Source organism: Ilyobacter sp. (assembly GCF_041583315.1).
Taxonomy (GTDB): domain Bacteria; phylum Fusobacteriota; class Fusobacteriia; order Fusobacteriales; family Fusobacteriaceae; genus Ilyobacter.
Map to the genome: position 1 here is coordinate 1 of NZ_JBFHGC010000216.1, position 4,510 is coordinate 4,510.

Below are 4,510 nucleotides of genomic sequence, written 5' to 3' on the forward strand. Positions count from 1 at the left end.
AGGTAAGGTAGCTGTACAGTCACAATCTTACGGTCCTGAGGCTAGAGGTGGAGCAAGTAAGTCTGAGGTAATCATAAGCGATACTGAGATTCTGTATCCTAAGGTAAATCAATCAGACATATTTCTTTCACTTACTCAGAAATCATTTGATACATACGGAAACGGAAATAAAGAGAACTGCAGTATTGTAATAGATTCAAGCGTTGAAGTTCCAGAAGGTTTAAATGTCATTAAACTACCTATATTGGAAACTGCAAAAGAAAAAGTAGGAAACGCAATAGTTGCAAATATAGTGTCTCTCGGAGCCATACAGGCTGCTACAAACATAGTAGACAGAGATATACTAGAAGCGACTATACTAGGAAGAGTTCCTGCTCATGTAAAAGAACTAAACAAAAGAGCATTTCAGGCTGGTATCGATTTAGTTAACTTATAAAACTTATAATATTAATTTTTAATCTCAAAAAAAAGGACTTTTAAAGTCCTTTTTTTATATATCATAATTCTTCTGCCACTGGTATACTAAGACACACTGTAGTACCTTTATCTTTTTCGCTAAATACCTTAAGACCGTGACTTTCTCCGAAAATACCTTTTAATCTCATATCTACATTTTTAAATCCTACCGATTCTCCATGATTTAAATCCCCGTAAAATAAGCTGTCTAATTTATTTTTCCCAATTCCGACTCCATCATCGGAAACTTCAAGATTAATAGTGCCGGCATTTCTATATCCAGATATCTTGATTGTCCCTCCGTTTTTTTTAGGAAGAATCCCATGTTTGATTGCATTTTCTACAATAGGCTGTAAGGTCAAAGGCGGTAGAAAGCAGTTCAAACTTTCAGGAACATCATAAATTATTTTAAGTTTATCTTCAAATCTAGCCATTTCTATGAATACATATGATTTTACATGATTGATTTCCGTTTGCAGGTCCACCATATCCTTACCTATATTGAGAGATTTTCTATAAAAATCACTCAGATGTATTATCAAATTTCTGGATTTTTCCACATCAATTCTGCAAAGAGAACTTATCACCGTCAGAGAGTTAAACAAAAAATGTGGATTTATCTGTGCTTGTAGAATTTTTAACTGTGATTTTTCCAATAATTTTGAATTGTTTTCAAGTTTAGTCAGAGTCAGCTGAGTAGAAAATAATTTGGCCAGCCCATTCCCTATCTCTAAGTCCACAGAAGTTATAGAATTCCGCATCTTTTTATATAATTCAAGAGTTCCTATTACCTTTCCATTCTCCTTTAAAGGCAGGATCATCAGAGAATAAAGTTCGTTTTTTACATCATTTGAATCTGTATATTTATCGATAATAAGAGGTTCCCCACTTACAATTACCTGGCTCGTATTGACAACACTTCCCTTAATCTCATTTTCCAGATCCACACCAGTCTGAGCTATCAGTAGTCCGGACTCTATTATCCTGACGATATCAAATTCAGTCATTTCATGTATAATTTCGCATACTTTTTTGATGTTATCAGAACAAAAACCATTTTTTAAAAAAGGTAAAGCTTTATCAACAGTTTTAAGAGTAATATTTGCCTGATATGCTGCCATTTTTTCCTGATCCTTAAATATATTTTCGATTATCATGAATAACAGTGCAAGACCAACTGAGTTGATAATAACCATAGGCAACCACACATGACTGACAAATTCCAAAGCTTTTTCAAAGGGCTTAGCAATTATCAGTACTGAAACTTTTCTCATGAGTTCCGCTATTGTACCGGTCAATGCAGCATACATCCATTTATTGCTTTTATTACGTATAAAGAGTCCCATCACCCCAGCCATAAGACCTTCAAAAACAGTAGATATGGCACAGGCTAAGCCTGTAAGTTCACCACTATCTATGAGTCCTCTGTGTATCCCGGCAATCAATCCAGACAAAAGACCTACGAATGGCCCTCCTATGAGCCCTCCTGTAGCCACCCCTATAATCCTTGTATTTATAAGTCCTCCATAATATTCAAAACTAAAATACGTCCCTATTATCCCGAAGATTCCAAAAACAACTGACAATAGTACTTTATCCGATATAATGATATTTTTTTTGCGACCAAACTTCTAAAGGGTTTCATCCTGGAAAGTATGAAGGCAAATATAAACAAACCTCCTAATTTATTTCCAAGTAAAGTTATTAAATCAAACTTCATTCAATCTCCTCTCTATACTTAAGATAAATTTAAATTAATCTGTTATTACTCCATACTTAATTATATCACATTATTTTTACACAGTAATTTTTTCTATTTTAAACACCGGTTATAATTTCTGAATATTGGTTCTGATAGACTATAAAAAATTATTTTGATTTCATAAAACAAAACCCTTCCCAATTAAACTTTCAGTAATTAGGAAGGGCTTATTCAATTTAAATAATTTTTTATAACCTATATTACTTTACTTATCTTTACTTTTGATAACTTTTCCCTAAAATCATATATATCAGATGATTTGTAACCTCTATACTGTCTCCGGAACAATAATTCTTCCTGTACTCCTCTTCCAGCCTGTTAAATTTATCCCTGGTAAAAGGTTTGCTTTGTGACAATGCACTGTTAGCCCCTATACCCTTTATCATTTTCAAAAAATCCATCACACAGTCATAGTCTTCTTTCACTCTCTCCTCTTCAGTAGCCAGTATTTCGTACTTATCCTGTATGATCTCTTTCAGCTCTTTTAGAGATATAAAATTTTGTGAGTATTCCAGACTCGGGTCGATGGCTTTCAAACTCTCTCTCAGTTCACAGTAGGTATCTTTACCGAATGTTGAAAATAAAATGAAGCCTCCGAAATTAAGTATCGAGTATAGATGATTAAACAGCCCTTCCTGATTATGTATCCATTGAAACGAGGCGTTGGAAAAGATAAAATCATACTTCTTTTCAGGTTTATAATTTTCTATATCTTCCACTATGTAGTTCAGATTTTCTTTAGTTCCTATTTTTTCTTTCATATTCTTTATCATATCTGAGGATATATCCAAGAAATCTATTTTTGAGTTGGGAAATTTTTTCAATATCTTTTCTGAAAATATACCCGTCCCGCACCCTATTTCAAGCACATTAAAAACTTTTTCTGAACCTTCAATAAATATGTCCAATTTTTCAGCCATATGTCTTTGAATCAAGGCGTATTCATCATATGTACTAGCACCTTTGGAAAAATTCCGATTCACTTTTTTCTTATCAATCATAGATATTCCCCTTTTCTGTTATGACCACATTTTTTTTACATTTTCCATGAATACAAAATCTTCTTCAGAAGTTCTTCCCTTTACTGTGAGATATCCTCCTACGAGCATTCCGTTTGCACCACTCATAAAAGCCATTCCCATAAAGTCCTTCAGGATTCCCTCTCTTCCTGCTCCTATTTTTATAACTCTGTCTTTAAGTATTATTCTGTAAATTGCTATGGTTTTTAATATCTCATCCATAGAAAGATGCTCTCTGTCCCCCATAGGTGTCCCTTCTATAGGATTCAAAATATTTACCGGTATCCCGTCCACTTTGAGTTCCTTTAGGGTAAAGGCCATGTCTATCCTGTCTTCCCAGGTTTCTCCCATTCCTATTATCCCGCCGCTGCATACTTCCATTCCTATATTTTTGGCTGCTTTGATAGTCGCTATTCTGTCGTCTATCTTGTGAGTTGTTGCCACTATTTTATTATAGGAATTTATAGAGGTCTGCATATTGCTGTGAAATCTGGTTACCCCGGCTTCCTTCAGTTCACTGAGTTCTTCTTCATCAAGAAGACCTATAGAGCAGCATATATTTGTATTTATATTTTCTTTTTTAGCATCCCTTACAAACTCTTTTATACTATCATATTCTTCAGTTCCTTTTTTTATACTTCTTCCGCTTGTGACTACACCAAACTTAGTGCTCCCAAGCTTCTCTGCTCTTTTATATTCAGACATAAGAATGTCTTTTTCTTTCAAGTCATAGGTGGTCAGGTTTGTTTTATAGTGAGCTGACTGGGCACAAAATTTACAGTCTTCTTCACACTCACCGGATTTAGCATTGGATATGGTACATGTATGGATTACATTCCCACAATATTTTTCTCTTATCTCATTTGCCACAGAAAAAAGCTCAGTTAACTCGGATCCTTTTACTTTAAAAAGCTCTAAGGCTTCTTCTTTTGTTATTTCTTCATTAATAAATCTTTTTAAATTCATAGTTTTTCGACGACTCCTTCATAGTTTAAAAAAATCCCCTCAAAAGAGCCCTTAAAGCTACATTTGAGGGGATCTGTAAATTTATCCAAATAGTGAAAGAAGTACCCCTGCAGATACTGCAGATCCTATAACTCCTGCAACGTTTGGTCCCATTGCATGCATTAAAAGGAAGTTTGACGGGTCAGCTTTCTGTCCTACTACCTGTGATACCCTTGCTGCCATTGGTACCGCAGATACTCCTGCAGATCCGATCAGTGGATTGATTGGAACTTTTAGGAATTTGTTCATAACCTTAGCAAGAACTACT

At 34.5% G+C, this 4,510-nt stretch carries 5 protein-coding genes; 1 reads left to right on the top strand and 4 read right to left on the bottom strand.

Annotated features, from left to right (window positions below; genetic code table 11):
- Positions 1-436: 2-oxoacid:acceptor oxidoreductase family protein (locus tag ABZA26_RS08495; protein ID WP_372714092.1), on the top strand; the 436-nt coding region annotated here is incomplete at its 5' end.
- A gap of 61 nt (positions 437-497) precedes the next feature.
- On the opposite strand, the gene ABZA26_RS08500 is transcribed toward ABZA26_RS08495, so the two are convergent.
- From ABZA26_RS08500 to ABZA26_RS08515, 4 genes are all read right to left on the bottom strand, one after another.
- Positions 498-2,042: a LytS/YhcK type 5TM receptor domain-containing protein gene (locus tag ABZA26_RS08500; protein WP_372714093.1), complete on the bottom strand. Its 1,545-nt coding sequence runs from the start codon at positions 2,040-2,042 to the stop codon at positions 498-500.
- A 391-nt stretch (positions 2,043-2,433) separates the two neighbouring features.
- Positions 2,434-3,219 carry a malonyl-ACP O-methyltransferase BioC gene (gene bioC / locus ABZA26_RS08505; RefSeq protein ID WP_372714094.1) on the bottom strand — a complete coding sequence of 262 codons (786 nt, stop codon included), beginning with the start codon at positions 3,217-3,219 and terminating at the stop codon, positions 2,434-2,436.
- 18 nt (positions 3,220-3,237) lie between these two features.
- Positions 3,238-4,203 carry a biotin synthase BioB gene (gene bioB / locus ABZA26_RS08510; RefSeq protein ID WP_372714095.1) on the bottom strand — a complete coding sequence of 322 codons (966 nt, stop codon included), beginning with the start codon at positions 4,201-4,203 and terminating at the stop codon, positions 3,238-3,240.
- A gap of 81 nt (positions 4,204-4,284) precedes the next feature.
- The coding region (locus tag ABZA26_RS08515) for a sodium ion-translocating decarboxylase subunit beta (protein ID WP_372712564.1) at positions 4,285-4,510 on the bottom strand (226 nt) is incomplete at its 5' end.

Bases quoted from the DNA above. Each gene is read 5' to 3' on its own strand.
- bioC (WP_372714094.1), bottom strand. From the start codon at position 3,219: ATGATTGATAAGAAAAAAGTGAATCGGAATTTTTCCAAAGGTGCTAGT.
- bioB (WP_372714095.1), bottom strand. From the start codon at position 4,203: ATGAATTTAAAAAGATTTATTAATGAAGAAATAACAAAAGAAGAAGCC.